Origin of the sequence: Streptomyces geranii (genome assembly GCF_002954775.1) — a bacterium.
Lineage (GTDB): Bacteria > Actinomycetota > Actinomycetes > Streptomycetales > Streptomycetaceae > Streptomyces > Streptomyces geranii.
Map to the genome: position 1 here is coordinate 1 of NZ_PJME01000041.1, position 19,812 is coordinate 19,812.

General features: G+C 67.6%; 13 protein-coding genes and 1 rRNA gene. 3 read left to right on the forward strand and 11 right to left on the reverse strand.

What is annotated here, in order from left to right; translation table 11 throughout:
- Positions 1-2 precede the first annotated feature (2 nt).
- Positions 3-119, forward strand: a 5S ribosomal RNA gene (rrf, locus tag CW359_RS33825).
- Positions 120-206: 87 nt separating this feature from the next.
- Positions 207-767 (forward strand): GNAT family N-acetyltransferase, encoded by a 561-nt coding sequence (locus tag CW359_RS33830; protein ID WP_105974106.1) that lies wholly within the window; start codon positions 207-209, stop codon positions 765-767.
- A gap of 18 nt (positions 768-785) precedes the next feature.
- Here CW359_RS33830 and CW359_RS33835 read toward each other — a convergent pair whose 3' ends face one another.
- The 9 genes from CW359_RS33835 to CW359_RS33875 form a co-directional block, all read right to left on the reverse strand.
- Complete coding sequence (locus CW359_RS33835; protein WP_105974036.1) at positions 786-2,243, reverse strand: TraM recognition domain-containing protein; 1,458 nt, start codon at positions 2,241-2,243, stop codon at positions 786-788.
- Positions 2,244-2,249: 6 nt separating this feature from the next.
- Complete coding sequence (locus CW359_RS33840) at positions 2,250-3,683, reverse strand: ATP-binding protein (protein WP_105974037.1); 1,434 nt, start codon at positions 3,681-3,683, stop codon at positions 2,250-2,252.
- Between the two features lie 13 nt (positions 3,684-3,696).
- Positions 3,697-5,247, reverse strand: coding sequence for an SCO6880 family protein (locus CW359_RS33845; protein ID WP_408647550.1), 1,551 nt, complete (start codon positions 5,245-5,247; stop codon positions 3,697-3,699).
- A 14-nt stretch (positions 5,248-5,261) separates the two neighbouring features.
- Positions 5,262-6,614, reverse strand: coding sequence for a hypothetical protein (locus CW359_RS33850; protein ID WP_157968695.1), 1,353 nt, complete (start codon positions 6,612-6,614; stop codon positions 5,262-5,264).
- On the reverse strand, positions 6,604-7,491 hold the full coding sequence (locus CW359_RS33855) for a DUF8175 domain-containg protein (RefSeq protein ID WP_105974040.1): 888 nt from the start codon (positions 7,489-7,491) through the stop codon (positions 6,604-6,606). The genes CW359_RS33850 and CW359_RS33855 overlap by 11 nt, the downstream gene beginning before the upstream one ends.
- Positions 7,492-7,734: 243 nt before the next feature.
- Positions 7,735-8,052 carry a hypothetical protein gene (locus CW359_RS33860; RefSeq protein ID WP_105974041.1) on the reverse strand — a complete coding sequence of 106 codons (318 nt, stop codon included), beginning with the start codon at positions 8,050-8,052 and terminating at the stop codon, positions 7,735-7,737.
- Positions 8,053-8,448: 396 nt separating this feature from the next.
- Positions 8,449-9,804 carry a S53 family peptidase gene (locus CW359_RS33865; RefSeq protein ID WP_105974042.1) on the reverse strand — a complete coding sequence of 452 codons (1,356 nt, stop codon included), beginning with the start codon at positions 9,802-9,804 and terminating at the stop codon, positions 8,449-8,451.
- A 239-nt stretch (positions 9,805-10,043) separates the two neighbouring features.
- Entirely contained in the window at positions 10,044-10,409 is a 366-nt protein-coding gene (locus CW359_RS47195; RefSeq protein WP_105974043.1) for a DUF397 domain-containing protein, read from the reverse strand.
- Between the two features lie 14 nt (positions 10,410-10,423).
- Positions 10,424-10,990, reverse strand: a complete 567-nt coding sequence (locus CW359_RS33875; RefSeq protein WP_332875009.1) for a DUF5753 domain-containing protein — start codon at positions 10,988-10,990, stop codon at positions 10,424-10,426.
- A gap of 486 nt (positions 10,991-11,476) precedes the next feature.
- On the opposite strand from CW359_RS33875, the gene CW359_RS33885 reads away from it, so the two are divergent.
- A complete protein-coding gene (locus CW359_RS33885; protein WP_232838727.1) occupies positions 11,477-12,019 on the forward strand; it encodes a Uma2 family endonuclease in 543 nt (180 codons plus the stop codon).
- A 70-nt stretch (positions 12,020-12,089) separates the two neighbouring features.
- Here the strand turns inward: CW359_RS33885 and CW359_RS46070 are convergent, their stop codons facing one another.
- Both CW359_RS46070 and CW359_RS33890 read right to left on the reverse strand, forming a co-directional pair.
- Positions 12,090-12,422 carry a hypothetical protein gene (locus CW359_RS46070; RefSeq protein ID WP_198655499.1) on the reverse strand — a complete coding sequence of 111 codons (333 nt, stop codon included), beginning with the start codon at positions 12,420-12,422 and terminating at the stop codon, positions 12,090-12,092.
- 1,020 nt (positions 12,423-13,442) lie between these two features.
- The gene (locus CW359_RS33890; RefSeq protein WP_232838728.1) at positions 13,443-19,496 is read right to left on the reverse strand and encodes a DNRLRE domain-containing protein; all 6,054 of its coding nucleotides are present in this window, start codon (positions 19,494-19,496) and stop codon (positions 13,443-13,445) included.
- Between the last annotated feature and the right edge of the window lie 316 nt (positions 19,497-19,812).

Consider the following 19,812-nt stretch of genomic DNA (forward strand, 5'->3'; position numbering starts at 1 on the left):
GTTTCGGTGGTCATAGCGTGAGGGAAACGCCCGGTTACATTCCGAACCCGGAAGCTAAGCCTTACAGCGCCGATGGTACTGCAGGGGGGACCCTGTGGGAGAGTAGGACACCGCCGAACAAATATTGGGAAAAGCCCCGTACCGGGAAAACGGTACGGGGCTTTTCTGCTTTTCCGGGGTGCTGTCGGGGGACTACCGTGATCCCCATGAGCAGCTTTGTGATTCGCTCCGTGCGGGCTGATGAGTGGCGTGCCGCCAAAGAGCTTCGGCTGGCTGCCCTGCGGGATCCTGTCGCGAATCTCGCCTTCCTGGAGACGTACGAGCAGGCCGTGGGCCGGCCCGACTCCTTCTGGCAGGAGCGGGTTCGCGGTGGGGCCGAGGGGGCGACCGGGGCCCAGCAGATCATCGCCGAGGGGCCCGACGGGGAGTGGGTCGGGGGACTTGTCGTGCTGGTCGAGGAGGCCGGGGCCGTCGACTGGGCCGGGTTCACCGTCGAGAAGAAACAGGGGCACATCGTCGGGGTGTTCATGCTGCCCGAGCACCGGGGGTGCGGGCTCACCGATGTACTCTTCGACGCCGCCCTGGAGTGGGCCTGGGAGGCCGCCGGGGTCGAGCGGGTGCGGTTGATCGTGCATCAGGACAACGCGCGGGCACAGCGCTTCTACCGGCGCGTGGGATTCGTACCCAGTGGGGTCACCGTGCCGCTGCCCGGGAGTTCCGACGACTCCGAGCTTGAGTTCGTGCTGGAGCGGGAGACCGCTTCCTAGGAGCTGGGGCTGCTACGGCTACATCTGTAGGTCGTGGTGGGGCCATCTTGCTCGGAGTTGTTCTCTTGACCGGAGCAGGGCCAGGGTCGGCATGCCCCGGTCCGCTCCGGTGGTGAGGAGTTCCGGGAGCTGGGGGAGGGGGGCGACCGCCGCGACGTCGTCCAGGACGAGGGTGAGTGGTGGGTCGAGGCGACCGGAGGATGACCGTTCGGCCATGCGCCGGCCGCGCTCGACCACGCTTGCGGCCAGTGCCGTCAGGAGGGGCATCGCGCCCGGGTTCGTCCTGGGGTCCTCGATCGGTTCACCGACCACATAGAGCGTGCCCCCTTCGGCGATGAAGGAATCCAGTGCGAGGGCGTCATTTCTGTTCGGTGTGCATGCCTCGCGGATGTTCACCGTCGAGAGTGCGGAGAGGGCTCGGATCGTCAACTCCTGCGCGATGTCCCGGCGTTCGGGGTGCGCGGTGAGGGCGGCTTCGAGTTCGCCGGCGGCGCCGGGGGCTGCCTTGGGGTTGGTGCGGAGGATGCGTACGGCTTCCTGGACGTTGGTGCCCTGCGCCCAGCGGTGTACGTGGCGGATCGTGCGGGCGTCTATGGCGGCGGCGTGCAGGTAGCTGCGTAGGAGTGTTTCCGCGGTTTCCGCTGTTGTCTGGTCGATCTTCGCTGTGGGGCGGACGGGGGTGAGCAGGGCTGTTGCTCTTGCGGCTGCTGTGGGTCTGTCTTCGCAGCCTGTGGTGGGGGGCCAGTGGAGGCGGGCCGGGGTGTCGCAGAGGTGGGTGGGGTCGTAGAGGAGGGTGGGGCCGAGTTTGGCTCGGGCGTCCTTGGTTTCCTGCCAGAGGGTGGGGTTGGAGGTGAGGATCAGGGCGGGGCCCTCTGCGTCCTGGATGGCCTGGGTTGCGGGTTGGGTGCGGGTGTCTTTGGTGCCGAAGAAGAGAGTTTCCCGCCCACCCGCCCGTTTGCTGTCTGCTGCCAAGGCCGACGTCGAGGGTGTTTGTGGCGGAGGAGTTTTCTGGGGGACCTTCTCCGGCTCCCGTTCCGCCTCTACCGGCTCCTCCGTCCGCTGCACCGGCACCTCGTGGCGCGTCGGTGCCGGCGCCGACTTTCTTGCCGCCCGTACCGCCTTCCAGCGGGCCAACGTCCCCAACACGAAGATCGTCAGGACGGACAGGATCATCAACTGGCCGATGAACAGGCCCCAGAAGAGCCCCCAGCCCGACAACTCGCCCGCCGGTGTTCGTGGCCAGGCAGCCGGTACGTCGGTCGGGGCCGTGATCAGGTGGCGCAGGGCCTCCGGGGTGCGGGTGAAGGTGACGCCCGTCGGCCAGGTGCCGTGGGAGAGGAAGCCCGCGATGCCTGTCGCCGCCCACACCAGGACCGTAAGGCCCAGGAGGAAGGCGATCAGGCCGACCAACAGGCCGTCGGAGACGCCGCGTTCGCCTTGTCGCTGGTCGCCCCGACGGCGTTCGTCCGGTCTCATCGTTTCTCACGCCACCGTGGACTCGGAGGAGTCGTCGAGGTCGGCCAAGTGCTGTTCCACGAAGGCCGCCGCGCGTTCCTCGGCCTCCAACTCCGCGGCTCTCAGGGCGTCGTCGGTCAGCTGGAGGTCGCGGTCGCGGGACGACTCCGTCATCGCCCGGTCGGTGAAGACGAGGGCGCGTTCCGTCTCCGTGACCAGGTGTTTGACGACCTGGACGTTGCCGTTCACGTCCCAGACCGCGATGCCGGGGGTGAGAGTCGGGATGATTTCCACCGCCCAGCGCGGTAGGCCGATCACTCTGCCTGTTGCCCTTGCCTCGTCCGCCTTCTGGGCGTAGATCGTTCGGGTTGAGGCCATCTTCAGGATCGCCGCCGCCTCCTTTGCCGCCGCTCCGTCCACCACGTCTGATAGATGGTGGACGACCGCTACGAACGACAGGCCCAGGCGGCGGCCGAACTTCAGCAGGCGCTGGAAGAGTTGGGCGACGAACGGGCTGCTGATGATGTGCCAGGCCTCCTCGACCAGGAAGATGCGCTTCTTCCGGTCGGGGCGGATCCAGGTGTGCTCCAGCCAGACGCCGATGATCGCCATCAGGATCGGCATCGCGATCGAGTTGCGGTCGATGTGCGAGAGGTCGAAGACGATCAGGGGGGCGTCCAGGTCGATGCCGACCGTCGTCGGGCCGTCGAACATGCCTCGTAGGTCGCCGTCGACCAGGCGGTCGATGACCAGGGCCACGTCGAGGCCCCAGGCCCTTACGTCGTCTATGGCGACGTTCATCGCCTCCGCCGACTCCGGTTCGGGGTGGCGGAGTTGCTCGACGATGTCCGTCAGGACGGGCTGGCGGTCGACGATCGTCTCGTTGACGTAGGCGTGCGCCACCTTCAGCGCGAAGCCGGAACGCTCGTCCAGGCCGTGGCCCATCGCGACTTCGATGATCGTGCGGAGCAGGGCCAGTTGGCCTGTTGTGGTGATCGCGGGGTCGAGCGGGTTGAGGCGGATGCCCATGTCCAGGGCGGCCATGGGGTCCAGGCGGATGGGGGTTATCCCCAACTCCTCCGCGATCAGGTTCCATTCGCCGACGCCGTCCTCGCCCTGCGCGTCCAGGACGACCACCTGGCGGTCCCGGAAGCGGAGTTGGCGCAGGACGTACGTCTTCTCCAGGGCAGATTTGCCGTTGCCCGACTCGCCCAGCACCAGCCAGTGCGGGGCCGGGAGTTGCTGCCCGTACAGCTGGAAGGGGTCGTAGATATAACCCTTTCCGGAGTACACCTCGCGGCCGATGATGACGCCGGAGTCGCCGAGGCCGGGGGCGGCGGTGGGGAGGTAGACGGCCTGGGCCTGGCCCGTGGAGGTGCGGACGGGCAGGCGGGTCGTCTCGATCTTGCCGAAGAGGAAGGACGTGAAGGTGTCGGTGAGGGCGGTCAGCGGGTCCCGCATCAGCGCATCAGCCCTACCTTCGGATTCCGGTGGCGAACGGGAGTGTGTTGACGAACGCTCGGTGGTGCTCTCGGTCGCACCACTCCAGCTTCAGGTACGACTTGCCCGCCGACGCCCTTATCGTGCGCTTGTCGCGCGCCAGGGCCTCGGGGGAGCGGGAGGAGACGGTGATGTAGCCGACCAGGTTCACACCGGCCGCGCCGCTCGCGAGGTCCTCGCCGCGCTGGTCGATGCGGTTGTGGGAGGCCACGTCGCGGGGGTCGACCGTGCGGTTCATCTTGGCCGCGCGGCTCGCCTCGGCGTCGTCGTTCGTCTTCTCCGTCAGCATGCGCTCGATGGCCACCTCGGTCGGCTCCAGGTCCATCGTCACCGCCACCGTGCGGATCACGTCCGGGGTGTGGACCAGGAGCGGGGCAAGGAAGTTGACGCCGACCGGGGTCATCGGCCATTCCTTCACCCACGCCGTGGAGTGGCACCAGGGGGCGCGGGTCGACGACTCGCGGGTCTTCGCCTGGAGGTACGTCGCCTCCATGGCGTCCAGTTCGGCCGGCCAGGCGTTGCGCTTCGTCATCGCCTGGATGTGGTCGATCGGGTGGTCCGGGTCGTACATGGAGTGGATCAGGGAGGACAGGCGGCCCTGGCCCAGGGGTTGGCGGACTCGGATGTCCGCCTCCTGCAACCGGGAGCAGATGTCCGTCAGTTCGCGGGCCATCACCACCGCCAGGCCCGCGTCGCGGTCCACCTTCCTGCCGTGCTGGGGGCGGGCCGCGCGGGCCATCGCGTGGGCCTCTGCGGCCAGTTCGCGGTTGAAGTGCATGCAGGCGACCAGATACGCGCGGTGCTGTTCGCTGCTCGTCGACACCATCGACTGCAGCTGCTCGTACGAGTGCTGCAGCCACGGCGGTGACTTCTCGTCGCCGCGTACGGCCACGTCCTTGGCGTGGGCGTCAGGGTCGGCCGGGAGGGTGCGGGCGAGCATCTGGAGGCGGGTGACGAAGCCGTCGCCGTTCGCCACGTGCTTGAGCAGCGTGCCGAAGCGGTCCACCAGGGCTTCCTGGTCCTCGCTGTCGCGCAGGCCGACGCCCGGGCCCTCGATCTCGATCGCGGCAGTCACCGTACGGCGGTCCGCGTGCAGGAGTACGGCGATCTCGTCCGGGCCGAACGGGGCCGCGAGCCAGTTGATGCGGCCGATGCCGGGGGGCGGGCCGATCTCGACCTCGCGGCCGTCGATCTGGGTGCCGGCCTCCATGACGGAGCTGCGGTAGGCGGTGCCCTGGCGGAGGCTGCGCTTGTAACTGCGGTTGATCTCGAACCACTTGTAGATCGTGCGGCGCTTGTACGGGACGTACACCACCGCGAGGGCCAGCATCGGGAAGCCGGTCAGCAGCACGATGCGCAGGGCGAGTACGGGGACGATCAGGCCGCAGACCATGCCGAGGAAGGCGCCCACGATGATGAGCGCGATCTCGCCGGACTCGCGGTTGCGGCCGACGATCGCGTTCGGCCGGGCCCGGCCGATCAGGTACGTACGGCGGGGCGAGATGGCATGGGACACATGGGCCATCTGGGAATCCGTCGTCAACGCCCGTCACCTCCAGGGCGGTTGGATCGGTTGCTGTTGCCGGCGTGCGGGCCGCTGCGCGGTGGGGGTGCGGCGGAGGGGACAGATCCGCCGCCGCCCGAGGGCCGCGAGCTGTGTGCGGCCACGCCGCCGGACGCGGGGTTGGCCGGGCGCGGCGCGGAGGACGACTGGCCGCCGGCTCCGCCGCCGTTGTTGTCGGCCCTGGTGCTGTGGGTCTTGATGCCCTGGGCGACGAGGGTCGCCGGGGAGCTGATGACCGCGGCGGCCTTGCCTTCGGCGCCCTGCATGATGCGGTTGTTGCGGGAGTTGGCGATCTCGTCGCCGAAGCCGGGCACGAAGCGGTAGATCATCGCGCTCGCGAAGATGGCGAGGAGGATGATGGAGAGGCCGGAGACGACCGCCGAGAAGGCGTCCGGGCCGTCGTCGTTCGTGGCCAGCGCGCCCGCGAGGCCGAGCACGATGGCGATCACCGGTTTGACCAGGATGACCGCGATCATGATGCCGGCCCAGCGGCGGACGTGCCCCCACAGGTTCTTGTCGACCAGCCCCGCGTACACGACCGTGCCGAGCAGGGCGCCGACGTACAACAGGGCGGCCCTGATGACCAGTTCGAGCCAGAGGACGCCGGCCGCGAGGATCGACACCATGGAGACCACGATCAGCATGATCGGGCCGCCGCCGATGTCCTCGCCCTTGGCGAGCGCGCCGGAGAAGGTGCCGAAGAACGTGTCGGTCTGGTCGCCCGTCGCGCTCGCCAGGACCTCGGTGACGCCGTCGGTCGCGGAGACGACGGTGTAGAGGATGAGGGGCGTGAAGGCGGAGGCCAGGACGGTCAGCCAGAGGAAGCCGATCGCCTCGGAGATGGCGGTGGTGAGGGGGACGCCCCGCATGGCCCGCTTGGCGACCGCGAGCAGCCACAGCACCAGGGTCAGCACGGTGGACGCGGCGAACACGACCGCGTACTGCTGGAGGAACTTGGTGTTGGTGAAGTCGACGTTGGCGGTGTCCTTCACGGCCTCGCTGAGCTTGTCGACCGTCCAGGAGGCGGCGTCGGCACACCCCTTGGCGAGGGAGGACAGCGGGTCGAGGGTGGAGGTGTTGTTGGTGACCGAGCCGGAGCCGGCGCCCTGCTGGCCCTCGCAGACCGCCTTGGCCGCGTCGGGCAGGAGCGCGCAGTCCGGGTTGCCGGCCGTGGACGAGGCCGACGGTGAGGGCGTGGGGGACGGGGTCGGAGCCGCGTACGCCTGGGTCGCCAGGAGTACGGCGGTCGTCTGTACGGCGGTCAGCGCGCCGGCGAGTTTGAGCACGAGGTAGGGCCTGCCTGACGTGCCTGGCGTGTTACCGGGCATAGGTGAACCCTCCGTACTCGTCGATGGCCTTGCTGATCTCGTCCGAGGCGGCGGCCCTGGAGTCGCCGGGGACCGGGTTGGGGCCGTCCTTCTCCGCGTAGGAGACGACCTTCCAGTCGCCGCCCGACCAGCGCAGGTTGTAGGTCAGCGTGTTCCAGGACGAGGTGACCGGGCTGGTGGAGGTGTCGCCCGCGATGCCGCTCAGGCCGACGTACCAGACCTCGACGGTGGCGGTGGAGTCGCCGTACGCCACGGTCTTCGTGCCGACCGGGGTCACGCGGGAGACGAACGTGCTGCCCTCGGGGGCGTTGCCGTTCGCGTCGAGGCCGAGTCTGGCGAGGAGGCTCGCGGAGTAGGCCTTGTCCAGGGGGCCCTTGAGTTTGGCGGCGGCCTCGGTGGTGAAGAGGGCGTCGACGAGCTTGTCGCGGGTGTCCTTGCGGTACATGCCGGTCGAGCCGAGGGAGACCGCGTAGTTGGCCGCGGCGGACTGGGCGCCCTGCCGGTCGTGCGCGAAGCCGGCGGGGAGGCCCGCGGCCTTCTTCGTGACCGGCTGCTCGCCGGAGGCCGCGGTGGCCGCCGTGTCGGGGCCGCTCGCGCTGCCGGAGCCGGAGCCGCTGCCCGTGGTGGACGAGGAGGACGACGTAGAGGAATCGTCTCCTCCGCGGTTCGCGAAGGCGATGGCGGCGATCAGCAGGACGACCACGCCGACCGCGGTCACCATGCCGCGCGAGGACCTGGTGCGGCGCGCGCCGCCGTAGAGGCCGCCGTTTCCCTGGTCGTGGTAGCGGGTGCGGGTCTGGCCCGTGCCGCCGTAGCCGCCGTCGTCGGGGCGCGCGGAATCGCCGTTGCCCTGGCTGTGTCCGTCACCGAGACTCATCCGGCGTCCGTCCCCTCGACCTTGTGCCGCATCCACGTGTGTCGAATCCACGTGTACGGGGACCCGAACACGTGACAGTACGACGGTAGCCGTGCTGGTTCCCGCGCGGGCGCGGTGTGGTGACTCGACATCAGGGAGACGCAACCTCAGTCGGTGGGCACGACGGGTGGGTGGGTGGTGGGAGGGGAGAACCGGGTTCGCCCGGCGACCGACTGGAGATGCGCCGCGCGCGGGTGGCGTCGGCTACACGGCCATGCCGTACACGATGGTGAAGAGGGTGCCGAGCGAGCCGATGATGAACACGCCCGTCAGGCCCGCGATGATGAGGCCCTTGCCCTGTTCGGCGCTGAAGGTGTCGCGCAGGGCCGTCGCGCCGATGCGCTGTTTCGCCGCCCCCCAGATCGCGATGCCGAGGCACATCAGGATGGCCACGGCCATCACGACCTGGACCATCGTCTTCGCCTCGGTGCCCAGGCTGCCGAAGGGGCCCCAGTCCGGAGCGATCCCGCCGATGATGGTGTTGATGTCGCCTTTTTCGGCCGCAAGCCACTGGTAAGTCACCTAAGTCACCGCCCCTGTCGGGTAGTTCCGCGCGGCCCCTGCCGCAGCGCAGAGGTCAGGCCCATTCTCGCCGACAATGACACTGTCGTATGTCGACTTGAAGTCATTGATTGGCGGGATTCGTACGAATACCTTTATCGTCACTCTGTGTATCACGGCTGGTCACGCCGGGCAATGAAGTAGTAGCGAAACCTGTGGTGTGGTTCCGTCGTTGTGCAACCCCGTGTTCAGTCCCGTTTCTGACGGTCCGTCGCAAGGCCGGGGTCAGGGGCGGTGTCAGGGTCAGGTTATCGCGGACCCCGGACATGGCGACGGGCCGCGGCTGGCAGCCGCGGCCCGTTCCCCAGTGCCCGCCGGTGATCCCCACGACCTCCGGTGGCGTCTCTTTGTGTTGGGTCAGCCGGTGAAGGCGTCCAGGCCCTCCGGGGTTCCCCAGCCGGTCGGGCCGTCGTAGCCCGACTTGGCGGTGCAGTAGTAGCTCGTGGTGCAGGTGCCGTTGTTGCCCGAGGTCACGTCGTTGAGGGCGGAGGTGCCGGCCGCCGCGTAGGGGTAGGAGGCCGGGTAGTCGCTGCTGCCGGGGGTGCCGGCGAGGGCGTAGACGCCCGCGATGATGGGCGCGGAGGCGCTGGTGCCGCCGTAGGTGACCCAGCCGGTGCCGTCGCCGTAGGTGTCGTAGACCGAGACGCCGGTCGCGGGGTCGGCCACGGCGGAGACGTCGGCGATCATGCGCTTGGTGCAGGTCGCGTCGGTCTGCCAGGTGGGCTTCGCGTCGTACGAGGAGCAGCCGGAGCCGGTGCCCTCGGTGCTGCTGGTCTTCCACACGCTCTCGGTCCAGCCGCGGGTGGTGGAGGAGGTGGAGAGCTTGGTGCCGCCGACGGCGGTGACGTAGCGGGAGGCGGCCGGGTACTCGGCGCCGTAGCCCTCGTCGCCCGCGCTGACCGTGATGGCGACGCCGGCGTGCTTGAAGTACGAGGTGTCGTAGGTGGTGTCGGAGGAGGACTCCGAGCCGCCGTAGCTGTTGGAGACGTACTTCGCGCCCAGGGTGACCGCGCGGTTCACGGCCGTGCCGAGGTTGGCCATCGAGGCGGACTTGGCCTCGACGAGCAGGATGTTGCAGTTCGGGCAGATCGCGCTGGCCATGTCGAGGTCGAGCGAGATCTCACCGGCCCAGCCGCTGTCGGCGGTGGGGAGGGAGGTCGTCGAGCCGGTCTGGCTGACCTTGGTGAAGCAGCCGTTGGCGACCGTGCAGGCGGAGAGGCCGTAGTACGAGCGGTACGCGGCGAGGTCGGACGCGGCGTTCGGGTCGTCGTACGCGTCGACGATCGCGATGGTCTCGCCGGAGCCGTTGGAGTCGGCGGCGTCGGTGAGGCCGTAGGCGTCCTGGAGGTCGCTGGGGCCGTAGCCGGTGGGGGTGGCCGAGGTGGCGTTCGGCTTGATGGTCCTGGCGGCCGAGCCCTTGAGCGCGGCCTGCTTCTCCAGGTACGCGGTGGTGCCGCCGGTGACGCGCAGGGCGTTGCAGGACGCGAAGCCCTTCGCGGGGGTCGCGTCGCACTGGTTGGTGTAGCTGACGTGGGCCTTGGCGACCTGTGCGGCGATGGTCTTCGCGGTGACCTTCTGCGGCGCGGGCGCCGCGCTGGCGTGGGCCGCGGTGCCGAGTCCGGCGAGGGCGAGCGCGGCGGTGGCGACGGCCGCGGTGCCTATGCGGCGCCATCTGCCGTGCGTGGACTGGCTGCTGGGGGGTGACGTACGCAACGTACAGCCTCCTGTTAGGGGGTTGGCAGGGGCAGTGCGGGTGGGGGGTGTACCGCCGGTGCGGTTTCCCCGGCGGTGGGTTGGCGGCCCGCCGACGACCCTCGCTTGTTGGGTACGTGACAACAAGATGGGTTGCGGAATCCTGACTTCCGCGTGACTGAAGGGGGGTTGGGGGTTACTGATCGCTTACGGGGTGATGGGTGGGGGGTGGGGGTGGCTTGACTGGGGGCACAGGGGGTTCACAGGTTTCCGGCGACCTCTGCGAAGTGGTCGAACTCGCCCGCCCGTACGCCCAGGACGAAGGCGTGCCACTTGTGGTGGTCGGTGGTGACGACCGTGCCGGGGGTGGTGGTCGAGCGGAGGTGGACCGGGGCGTCCGGGGTTTCGCCGAGGGTGACTTCGATGCCGGGGGGTGTTGTCTTCGGTGGGGGTGTGGACGTCTTGAGGGTGGTGAGGAGGGTGCGGAAGGCGGTGGGGGTGGTGGTGAGTACGGCTCCGGTGGGGTCGGAGGATTCGGTTAGGTGGACTCCGTCGGGGGTGGTGGATATGTGGACGCAGGAGGCGCCCTCGGAGCAGTACGACGACTTCTGCCAGTGCGGAGTCATGGGGATCCGTCCCTTCACAGGTCTCGCATCACGTTGTGGATGAGGTCCCGGGTCTTCTCCGGGGGGAGCGCGAGAGCCTCGATACGGTCGAACAGCGTGCGGTATCTGCGCAATTCCGCGTCGGCGTCCACGAAGGCGAGTCCGTGCGCCTGGTCGAGATAGACGGTGTCCAGTTCCGGCACCGGGCCGTGTGCGTAGTGGATCGACTGTCCCGAGCCCGGGTAGGCGCCGGCGTCGAACGTGATGGCGCGCAGGGTGATGTGGTCCCGGTCGCTCATGTCGAGCAGGTGCTGCAGCTGCTGCCGGGCGACCTTGGCGCCGCCGACCTTCATGCGCAGGGCGGCCTCGTGGGTGATCGCCTCGTACGGGGTCGGTTCGTCCTCGCGGAAGAGGATCGCCTGGCGTTTGATGCGGAACGACAGGCGGTGCTCGATGTCCGGCGGTGGGAGTTCTGTGACCGCCTGGCGGAAGATCTCCAGTGCGTACTCGCGGGTCTGGAGCAGGCCGGGGACGCGGGCAGTGGTGGAGTCCCGCAACGACCGGGCGTGGTGCTCCAGTTCGGCCAGGCTCTTCCAGGTAATGCATTACCTGTCGGTGGCTAGTTTACAGCTGGGCAACCGTTCAACTCCCGCGCGATCCACGCTCACCGGGTATCGGCCGCGCGACCGTACGGACCGTTCTGGACGCGCGCGGGCTCGCGGAAGCCGTCCCCGTTGCCGAACTCGTCGCCTCCGAGCTGCTCACCAACGCCCATCGGCACACCGAGGGGCCCTACGCCCTGCGTATCGTCCAGCTCCGCGAGGCGGACCGGTTCCGGGTGGCCGTCTGGGACACCGATCCGCGGGTGCCGGCCGGGTTCGGGGGTGACGGTGAACCTGTCGGCGTGGCTCCGGAGGACTGTGTGGGCGGGCGGGGGCTGCAGTTGGTGCGGGCCTGTGCGGAGGCGTGGGGGGTGTCCGTGCTGCGGGAGTTGGGGGCCTCGAAGGGCGGGAAGGTGTTGTGGGTGGAGTTTCGGTGGGGTGGCCTGGGGTGATGGTAGGTGGGCGGAGTGTGATGGAAGGGGCGGTATGACGCAGCTCGAACAGCGGCGCAAAGGGGCTCCATGTCCACGTACGGGCGCTGAGGCCGAGGCCGCCGAAAAGGTCGAGGCCGCGACAGGTCTGCGGGTGCAGATCTTGGGAGGAAAGTTCGTGACGTCCCCTACTCCGCGTGGCAAACACGCGGGTGTGGTCAAGCAGTTGCGCCGACAGTTGGAAGCGGCGGCTCTGCCTGACGGACTGGACGTGTATGAGGTGTCCTCGATCGCCCTGCCCGATGATCCGGACGACTACGCGACTCCCGACCTGATCGTGCTGCCCCTCGAATGGGAGGAGGACGACGACTGGCTGGCCGACGCTGCGGACGCCGCACTGGCCGTTGAGGTCATTTCCCAGTCCGAGAAGTCCCGGGACATCAGGGACAAGGCCGATTGGTACGCCGTCGCCCGTGTCCCGTTCTCTTCGTCATCGACCCCAGGAAGGGCACCTGGGCTCTGCACACCCACCCGGACAACGGTGCCTACCGCGATGTGCTGCCGGGCAAGTTCGGGGAGGGGGCGGGCGCGCCGGTAGTGCGGGTAGTACGAGGTGACCTGGAACGGTGTGGTGTGGAGCGGCGGCAGCGATCACGCTCAGGCTCGCCTCACCCGAACATCCCGATGCACACGGCCTGCAGTGGCACCAGGACCCACGCCCCTTTGCGGATGACGTTGCGCAAGCAGCTTTCTTCCCGCTGCTCGAAGTAGTACTCGACAGCCCGAACAATGAGCGCTGGGAGTACCACCCCGAAGAGTGCGCCATCCAGAAAATCCGTACGAGACTCCGCTGAGCGTTGCATTCCCCAGTGCACCGCCAAAATGCCCAGCAGGATGCACCGGAAGGGAAGGTCGGTGAGCATCTTCTTATTGGCGAGGGAAAGCCCGGCAACGCCAATCAACTCGACCACAATGACAACGAACAGGGTAAATTCTGACACGCTGACGACGAACCTTTCTTCAGTGGTCGGATCTGCGGTACGGGGATTCAGGTGGACGGTCGGCAATGGGGTGTGGCAACCGGCGGGGGCTACGAGCGATGGTTCTTTTCCTTTCGGTCCCGGATCTCATTGAAAATATTTCCTCAGAGAAAGCTGAATGCAAGGATTGCGATCGAGGCAGTCAAGAACCCGAAGGTCAGCTTTCATGTCTTCGTCGAAAAGATGGTGTGCATCAATTTCTTCCTCTCCTTTCGAGGGTTACGGATATGGGGCAGAGGCCTGAAGCTCTAAATTTGCTTGCCTGCCTGATTCCTACTGATCCGAGGGTGTGCCGTGAGCCGGACTTGGCGTCTGGTTCCCAGGCCGCGAACGTTCATGTTGCTCCATAGATCCAAATCGCTGCACCCAATCCTGCAAGGACGCATGCCACCTCCGATATTTCTGTGATCAACCTATGTGGCCATTGAATAATTCCCTTGCGTTCCTTATCGTTCGCAGTGCGGAGTTTTTCACGCGAAGCCCTTTGAGGAATTGCTTAGACGCGTCAACTGCCTTGGGTCATTCTTTGCCCCGGCCAGTCGTACTGCTGTCGCAAGCTTGGCACTCATTTGAATCGAGAGTTACTTCATATTCTTGGAAACAATGAGTAGCGCTATAGAGAAGAATGTGAAGCTCCATCCTCCTTTGAGGAGCAGTGCCGCCATTTCCTGACTCCCTATCCAGCCGACACGCACCCCTCCCCAAAGGGAGAAATTAACCACTGCCAAGAGGGCGCAGAGCTTAAAGCCAATCGAAGAAGCGGAAGCCAGAAATTCCATGACACTCCTATTGTCGACGTTCAACTTTATGATTGTCTCGCGATGAAGGTTTTTGAATCCAATCGACGCCAGGCCCAGCGATGCATCATTTTGAATGCATCGCTGGGCCTGCGCTCGAAAATTTCGAGTCGTTGAGAAACCGTCACGGCGCGAAAATGATCTGATTCGCGCTCGGGCTACCAGAGGTGTGGAACTCTGGAAGTCACTGGCTCCCCAAATAGAATGGGATCTTTCCGTACTTCGTATATTTTAGCTTGATGCCCTTTCCGCCGTTCTTCTTGTCGAGCCAGCCGATGTAGGACGCCATGGCCTGAGCGGCACCCCCGACGGCCGCGCCGATAATTGCGACCGCGCCGCCAATCACTTTGCATTGAGGAAGCGGACAGTAGTGGACAACTGCTGCCGCAATTGCAACCACTCCTGTCATCACTCCGACAAGCATTTCGAAGAAATCTACCAACTTCTGCGTGTTCTTGTGATTGATGTATCGCGTACAGGTGGCGATTCCACAGGTTGTCTTATTGAGATTCTTCTTCCGTCCGGAGATGTCATTGAAATTGACCGGATCTCCGGGGTAGAGGTATGGGTTATTGTTTCCGCCGTATACCGGGTCTACCTGAAGGAAACGTCCTGTAGCCGGGTCGTAGGCGCGGGCGCCCATGAGGGTGTAACTGCTGAGTGTTGCCGAGGAGCGCTGGTGGGTGCCCAGCCAGCCGTATGTCGTGGCGGCGGTGGCGTCGAGTACGTTGCCATATTCGTCGTAGTGCTGGACGGTGCTGTTCACGCTGGTGTCCAGCGGCTGCTGGACCATCAGATCGCCGTGGATGTTGGCGAGTTGCAGAATTGTGCCGCCACTGGCCGTGGTGGTCGCGCTCAGTCCGCCTGTGAGGTCGTGCACGTTGCGGCTGACGGTGTCGCCGCTCTTGGTCCAGGTGGGGCTGTCGCTGCCGTCGCCATAGTGGCTGGTTGTCGTGCCGCTGGTGCTCCAGGTGCCGTCGGTGGCCTGAGTCTGGGCGGTCTGGGCGGCAAGGCGTCCGGCTCCGTCGAACTCCCATACCTTGCGGCTGGTGCCGACGGTTTCGGTGCGTAGCAGGTCATTGGTGTAGTAGCCCAGGGTTGTGGCGCCGCTGGTGGTGGTGCGGCCGAACGCGTCGTACACGTAACCGGAGTTCACCAGACGGTCGGCAGAGTCGTACGTGTACGACTTCGTGGCCGTGGCGGCGTCGTCGGTCGTGGTGGCGTCGCAGTCGTCCGAAGTGGCCGTCAGGGCCGTGCGGTTGCTGTTCGCGTCGAAGGTGTAGGCGCGGGTGGTGCAGCCGCTGGCGGTGGTGTCGGTGGCCTGGGTGAGGCGTCCGGCGCTGTCGTAGGTGTAGTCGGACTCGGTGGTGGCGCCGTCGGTCTGGGTGTGGCCCGCCTGTCGTCCGGTGGCCGTGTAGCCGGCGGTGTCGGAGGCGATGGTGGTGCCGTCCGAGGTGGTGTACTCGCGGCCGGTCTCCTGGCCGGTCGGGTCGGTGGCGATGGTCAGGGTGTGGCCGCCGGGCAGAGTCTCGGACGTGAGGGTGCCGTCGGCGTTGTACGTGCCGGTGAAGGCGCCCGCGACCGAGTCGGTCAGTGTCGTGAGGGTGCCGGTGGTGCCGTAGGCGTACGTCACCGTGGACGGGGCCGAGTCGGTCGTCCTCACCGGCCGGTCCAAGGAGTCGTACGAGGTGGTGCTGGTGTTGCCCGCTCCGTCTGTGTAGGTCAGTCGGCGCCCGAGCGCGTCGTAGCCGTACGCGATGGTCTGGCTGTTGGCCGCCCGGGTGGCGATCCATCCGTTGGTGGTGTTGTAGGTGAAGGTGGTGGCGGGGGTAGCCGTGCCCGTGCCACCGGTCACGGTGATGCCGGTCAACCGGCCTGCGGTATCCGCTGTGTTGGTGGTCGTGCGGGTCATGCCGTCGGCCGTTTCCGCCTTGGTCGCGATCTGGCCCCAGCGGTCGTACGTGTACAGCGTGGTGACCGCGGTGTCGGGGTTGGTCCCGCCACCTGTGATCGTTGCGGCCGGAGCCGTCCGGCAGAGCAGCCCGGCCCAGACTGCCGAAGAGCAGGTGCCCGTGGCGTCTGCGCTGTAGTAGGTGTATGCCAGCGTGCCCGCGTCCGAGCCGGACGAGGCGGCGGTGCGGGTGGTGGCCACCCGGCCGGTGCTGTCGTACGTCGTGACCACGGTTCCGGGTTCGCCGCCCGAGATCCCCTTCTCCGCGCCGGTGGCCCAGTGATAGGTGGTGGTCGTCGTGCTGGTGTCGGCGTCGGTGGCGTAGCCGGGGATGGCCGCGCCGGTGACGGCGGAGGTGACCAGGCCGGAGACGACGGCGTCGCTGGTGCGGTTCTCGTCGTAGGTGTACGAGGTGTGCGTGCGCGCCGGGATCGACGTGCCCGCCTCCAGGGTGGACTCGGTGGTGGTGCCGGTGAGTTCCTTGGTGAGGGTGATCTCGTGCAGGGGGCCGTACTCGTCGGTGAGTTGCGTGCCGTCGGCCGTGTACTCCGAGACCGTGGCCAGCAGTTGGGCGCGGTCGGCGGTGGACAGGTCGGTCAGGCCCAGCTCGGCCAGCTCGTCGGCCGCGCCCGAGGACGTTCCGAGCGCCAGCTCGCGGTTGGCTGCGGTCAGTTCGGCGACGGTGTTGCCGTAGTCGTCGTATTCGGTGGTGGTGATGGCGCCGCCGGGTCCGGCCTGGTTGGTTTCCGCGCCGTCCGCGTTGATGTAGGTGATGCTCGCGCGGGTGTACGAGGTGGCTGTCAGGTCGCTGCCGGTGCTGGAGGCGGGGACGGAGTCGGCCGGGAAGATGGCGGTGGCGTCGGTGGGTGCCGCGTCCTGCGCCCATGTGGCGACGGTCGTGGCGTCCATCTGGTAGGGAGCCGTGGTGCCGGAGAGCGGTAGGTCATAGACGACCGTGGTGGCCGCCGTGCCGGACGTGGTGCTCGCGCTGCCCTCGGCCAGGGCGGCGCGGGTGGCCTTCAGGAGCATGCCCGAGCCTGCGGTCAGTGCGGAGCCGGCCTTGCCGTAGGTGAACGTCCAGGGGAGTTCACCGGGCTGGGTGTACGTGGCGATCCGGCCGTCGGTGTCGTAGGTGTACTCCGTCTTCAGCGCGGGGCTGATTCTCGGGTCCCACACCTGACGCAGTTGGCCGGAGGTGTTGTACGTGTACGAGGCGATCGTCTCGGCCGTCGCGGCGGAGGCACCGGGAGTGGTGGCCCACAGCTTGATGGAGGTGACCTGGTCCGCGTAGTCGCCGAGCGCCGAGCTGGTGGCGGTGGTGGCCGTCGCGTAGGTGTACTCCAGGACGCGGCAGCCCTTGGTGGCCGGGGTGGCCTGGCAGGTGGCGGCCGTGACCGCGCCGGTCGGGGAGATCACGTACTTCGGGCGGGCCAGCGTGTTGTTGCCGACCGTGACGGTCTCCGAGGCGACGGTGACCGTGGTGTCGTCGACCGCCGTCGCCGAGGAGGCCAGCGGCCAGGTCGTCGCGGCGGTCGCCGCCTTGGTGAACACCGTGGTGTTGGCGTCGGTGTCGGTGAGGGTGAAGCTCGTTCCGGACAGGGCGCCCGTCAGGGTGAGGGACTCGGCGCCGGTCTCGGGCTGCCAGCCGCCACCGCTGGTCGCGGTGAAGGCGACCGAGCTGCCGTCCGCGGACAGCAGTTCCACCGATGTGTCGGAGGTCTTGCGGATCTGGGTGTGGTCGTTGCCGGACCCGGTGACCGAGGAGGTCCAGCCGGGTCCGAAGATCGCGGACTGGCCCTCGGTGTCCGTGCTGTTGGCGCGCGAGGAGTACGTACGGTCGACGCTCGCGGCGAAGGCCGCGGCGTCCGTGGCCGACAGGGTGTAGTCGCCGGTGAGTTGGTTGACCTGGCCAGGGCCGACCTGGGCGGAGGGGGCGGTACCCGCGTCGCGGTCCAGGGTGACCTCGGCGGTCTGGGAGTAGCCGGTGGTTGTGCCGTCGGTGAAGGCGGCCCGCAGCTCGATCGCGCCGTCCTCGCTGAGCGAGGAGACCGTGTTCCAGACCAGCTTGGTCGCGGTGCCATTGGTGACGGTGACCGGCCAGGCGGAGACGGCGGCACCGGAAGCGGTCACGTCACCCACCGGCACGGTGTGCCAGGAGTCGGTCTCGCCGCGTCGGTACTGCCAGGTCACGCCCGTGTAGGTGGTGAGGCCCTTGGCGGTCAGCGTCGCCCGGCGGGCGGTGGTGTCGCCGTCGGCCGGGGAGAGGATCGCCGCTCCGTCCGCGCCGACGCCGAAGCTGTAGGCGGTGGTTGTGGTGGAGAGGTTGCCGCCGGAGTCGACCGTGCGGGCGTACAGCGTGTGCCAGCCGTTCGCCGGGTCGATGCTGACGGTCTGCGCGTCGCCCCCGGTGCCGTTGGTGGTGTCCAGCTTCTTGTTCGGGAGGCTGCTGTTGTCCAGGCCCCAGTGGTAGCCGGCGCCGTCGGACGAGGAGGCGTCGATGGTGCAGGAAACCGCCGAACTCGCCCTCGCCGTCCAGCCGTTCTCCGTGTACGTGTCACAGCTGACCGTGGGGGCGGCGGGCAGGCCGGTGTTCGTCACGAACGTGGTGTAGCCGGTCCAGGAGCCGTAGTCGGTGCCGTCGTAGGCGCGCACCCGGTAGCGCAGGTGCTTGTCCGCCGGGAGCGCGTTCGCCGAGGGGACGGCCAGTTTGGCCGCGGAGCCCGAGGTCACCGACGAGCTGGTCGCGGTGTACGTGTAGGTGGTGTCCGCGTACGCCGGGTCCGCCGTGATCTCGAACTGGCCCCTGGTGGCGGAGCCGTCGGGGTCGGTCACCTTCGCCGAGAGGGTTGGCGTGAGTGAGGTGACGTACCGGCTGCCGTTGTAGGAGTTGACCTGCGACGGGGCTATCGCCGCCGAACCCGGCTTCGCCGGGTAGGAGTTGTAGGTGACCGTCAGCTTCGGGGCGTAGCCGGTGGTGGTGTAGTTGGCGGAGCGGAAGCGGCGCCAGGTGGTGGAGTCGGTTTCGCTGGTGCCGTAGACCATGAGGCCGTAGTTGGGGCTGCCGTCGGCCCAGGCCTGGACGATGGTGTCGATGTCCCAGTTCGACCAGGCCGCCGCACAGTCCGAGGAGTAGCCGCGCGGCACCAGGTTGTTCACCGCGCCGGTCCCGGTCGACGACGGACGGGTGTCCCACGTCAACGAGGTCGACGACCAGGAGGACGTGATACGGCGGACCGTGGTGCCCGCCCCCTCCCGCGAACACGTCGAGGACCAGTACGAGTACAGGGCGAAGTTGGTGTCGGTGATGTGCTTCCCGGTGAACTTCGACACGTCGAACTTCAGGTACGAACGTGCCTTGTCCGTACCGGCGTTGTACGTACCCGACTTCAGCTCCTGCGAGGAGACCTGCGAGTCGGGGTAGGTCGGGGTCTGGATCCAGGTGTCCGTGGTCACCGCGAGGGTGGACGTCGGGTCCACCGTCACCGGGTAGGTGAGATCGGGGTCGGCGAGGAAGTCGGCGTCCGGGGTCAGGACCAGCGTCTGTCCGCCGTCGGCGGCCGACTCGATCGTCGTGGCGACCGGTGCCTGGTGGTCCGATTCCCCTGAGGAGTCGTTCCTGCCGGAGTCCCACATCATGGGTGCGGGTGCCTCGGCGACCAGCTTGCCGTCGCTGTCCTTCAGCAGCAGGTGCCCCGACTCGGCCTGGGACAGCGCCAGTCCGTCCAGGTACAGCGGGATGCGGTACGACACCGCGCTGTCCGGTGCCTGGTCGAGGATGACGTTCTGGGAGAAGCCCTGCGCCAGCGCGCTCACCGTCAGGGTCTGGCCGTCGCCCAGGTCGTAGGAGGCGGTGTTGTCCGTGACCGTCGGGGTCGGGAGTCTGTCCTCCCAGCCCATCCCGAAGGACGTCTCCCCCTTCGACACCGACGCCAGCGCTGTGTCCCCTCCGTCGGACACAGTGATGTCGGCGGCTGTGGCCTCCGGGGTCAGACTGGAGCCGGTGTCCGACAGCGACGTGTCGATGTCCTTCCAGGTTCCGTTCCGTTCCACCCGGACCGGGCCGGCGAACGTCTCCGTCTGCAACTCCCCCGACGGCAGCGCGTACGTCGTCGAATCCGCCGCCCGCTCCGACAGCACCTCGATCCTGCGGCCCTGCAGACGGGCCATCAGCAACGCCGCAGCCGTCGAGTCCGCGGACGACGCGGCCGAACCCGTCTCGTCCGCGGCTGCCGAGACGCCGGCGGTTCCCGTGTCGGCGGCGAACACCGCGCCCGACTCCAGAGACACCAGCGCCGTCTCCGCCGCCAGCACCGCGGCGACCGCCAGCGCGGTTCGTCTCAGCGAGCCAAGTGGCCGTCTCCTCCGTCCCCTTGAACTCGGGACCTGTCTCCCCGTAAGCCTCAAAATCCACCCCTGTGATCAGACCGTCACGCCGAGTGCGTCATGGGTGCGGAATTACACCGGGGGGAGCTGTGAATGACATATGGAGAAGTTTTTGCTGTTACCGCAAGGTGACCCGGAGTTGCGGCAGTCCGGCTTGACGTCCCGTATCGCCGTGCGCATTCAGGGCGCCCGGCTGCTGAACCTGCCTGTATATCCGTCC

Excerpts from the sequence above, each read along its gene's own strand:
- CW359_RS33845 (WP_408647550.1), bottom strand. The coding sequence starts at position 5,247 with ATGGCCCATGTGTCCCATGCCATCTCGCCCCGCCGTACGTACCTGATC.
- CW359_RS33855 (WP_105974040.1), bottom strand. The coding sequence starts at position 7,491 with ATGAGTCTCGGTGACGGACACAGCCAGGGCAACGGCGATTCCGCGCGC.
- CW359_RS47195 (WP_105974043.1), bottom strand. The coding sequence starts at position 10,409 with ATGACTCCGCACTGGCAGAAGTCGTCGTACTGCTCCGAGGGCGCCTCC.
- CW359_RS33885 (WP_232838727.1), top strand. The coding sequence starts at position 11,477 with ATGACGCAGCTCGAACAGCGGCGCAAAGGGGCTCCATGTCCACGTACG.
- CW359_RS33835 (WP_105974036.1), bottom strand. The coding sequence starts at position 2,243 with ATGAGACCGGACGAACGCCGTCGGGGCGACCAGCGACAAGGCGAACGC.
- CW359_RS33850 (WP_157968695.1), bottom strand. The coding sequence starts at position 6,614 with ATGCCCGGTAACACGCCAGGCACGTCAGGCAGGCCCTACCTCGTGCTC.
- CW359_RS33840 (WP_105974037.1), bottom strand. The coding sequence starts at position 3,683 with ATGCGGGACCCGCTGACCGCCCTCACCGACACCTTCACGTCCTTCCTC.
- CW359_RS33830 (WP_105974106.1), top strand. The coding sequence starts at position 207 with ATGAGCAGCTTTGTGATTCGCTCCGTGCGGGCTGATGAGTGGCGTGCC.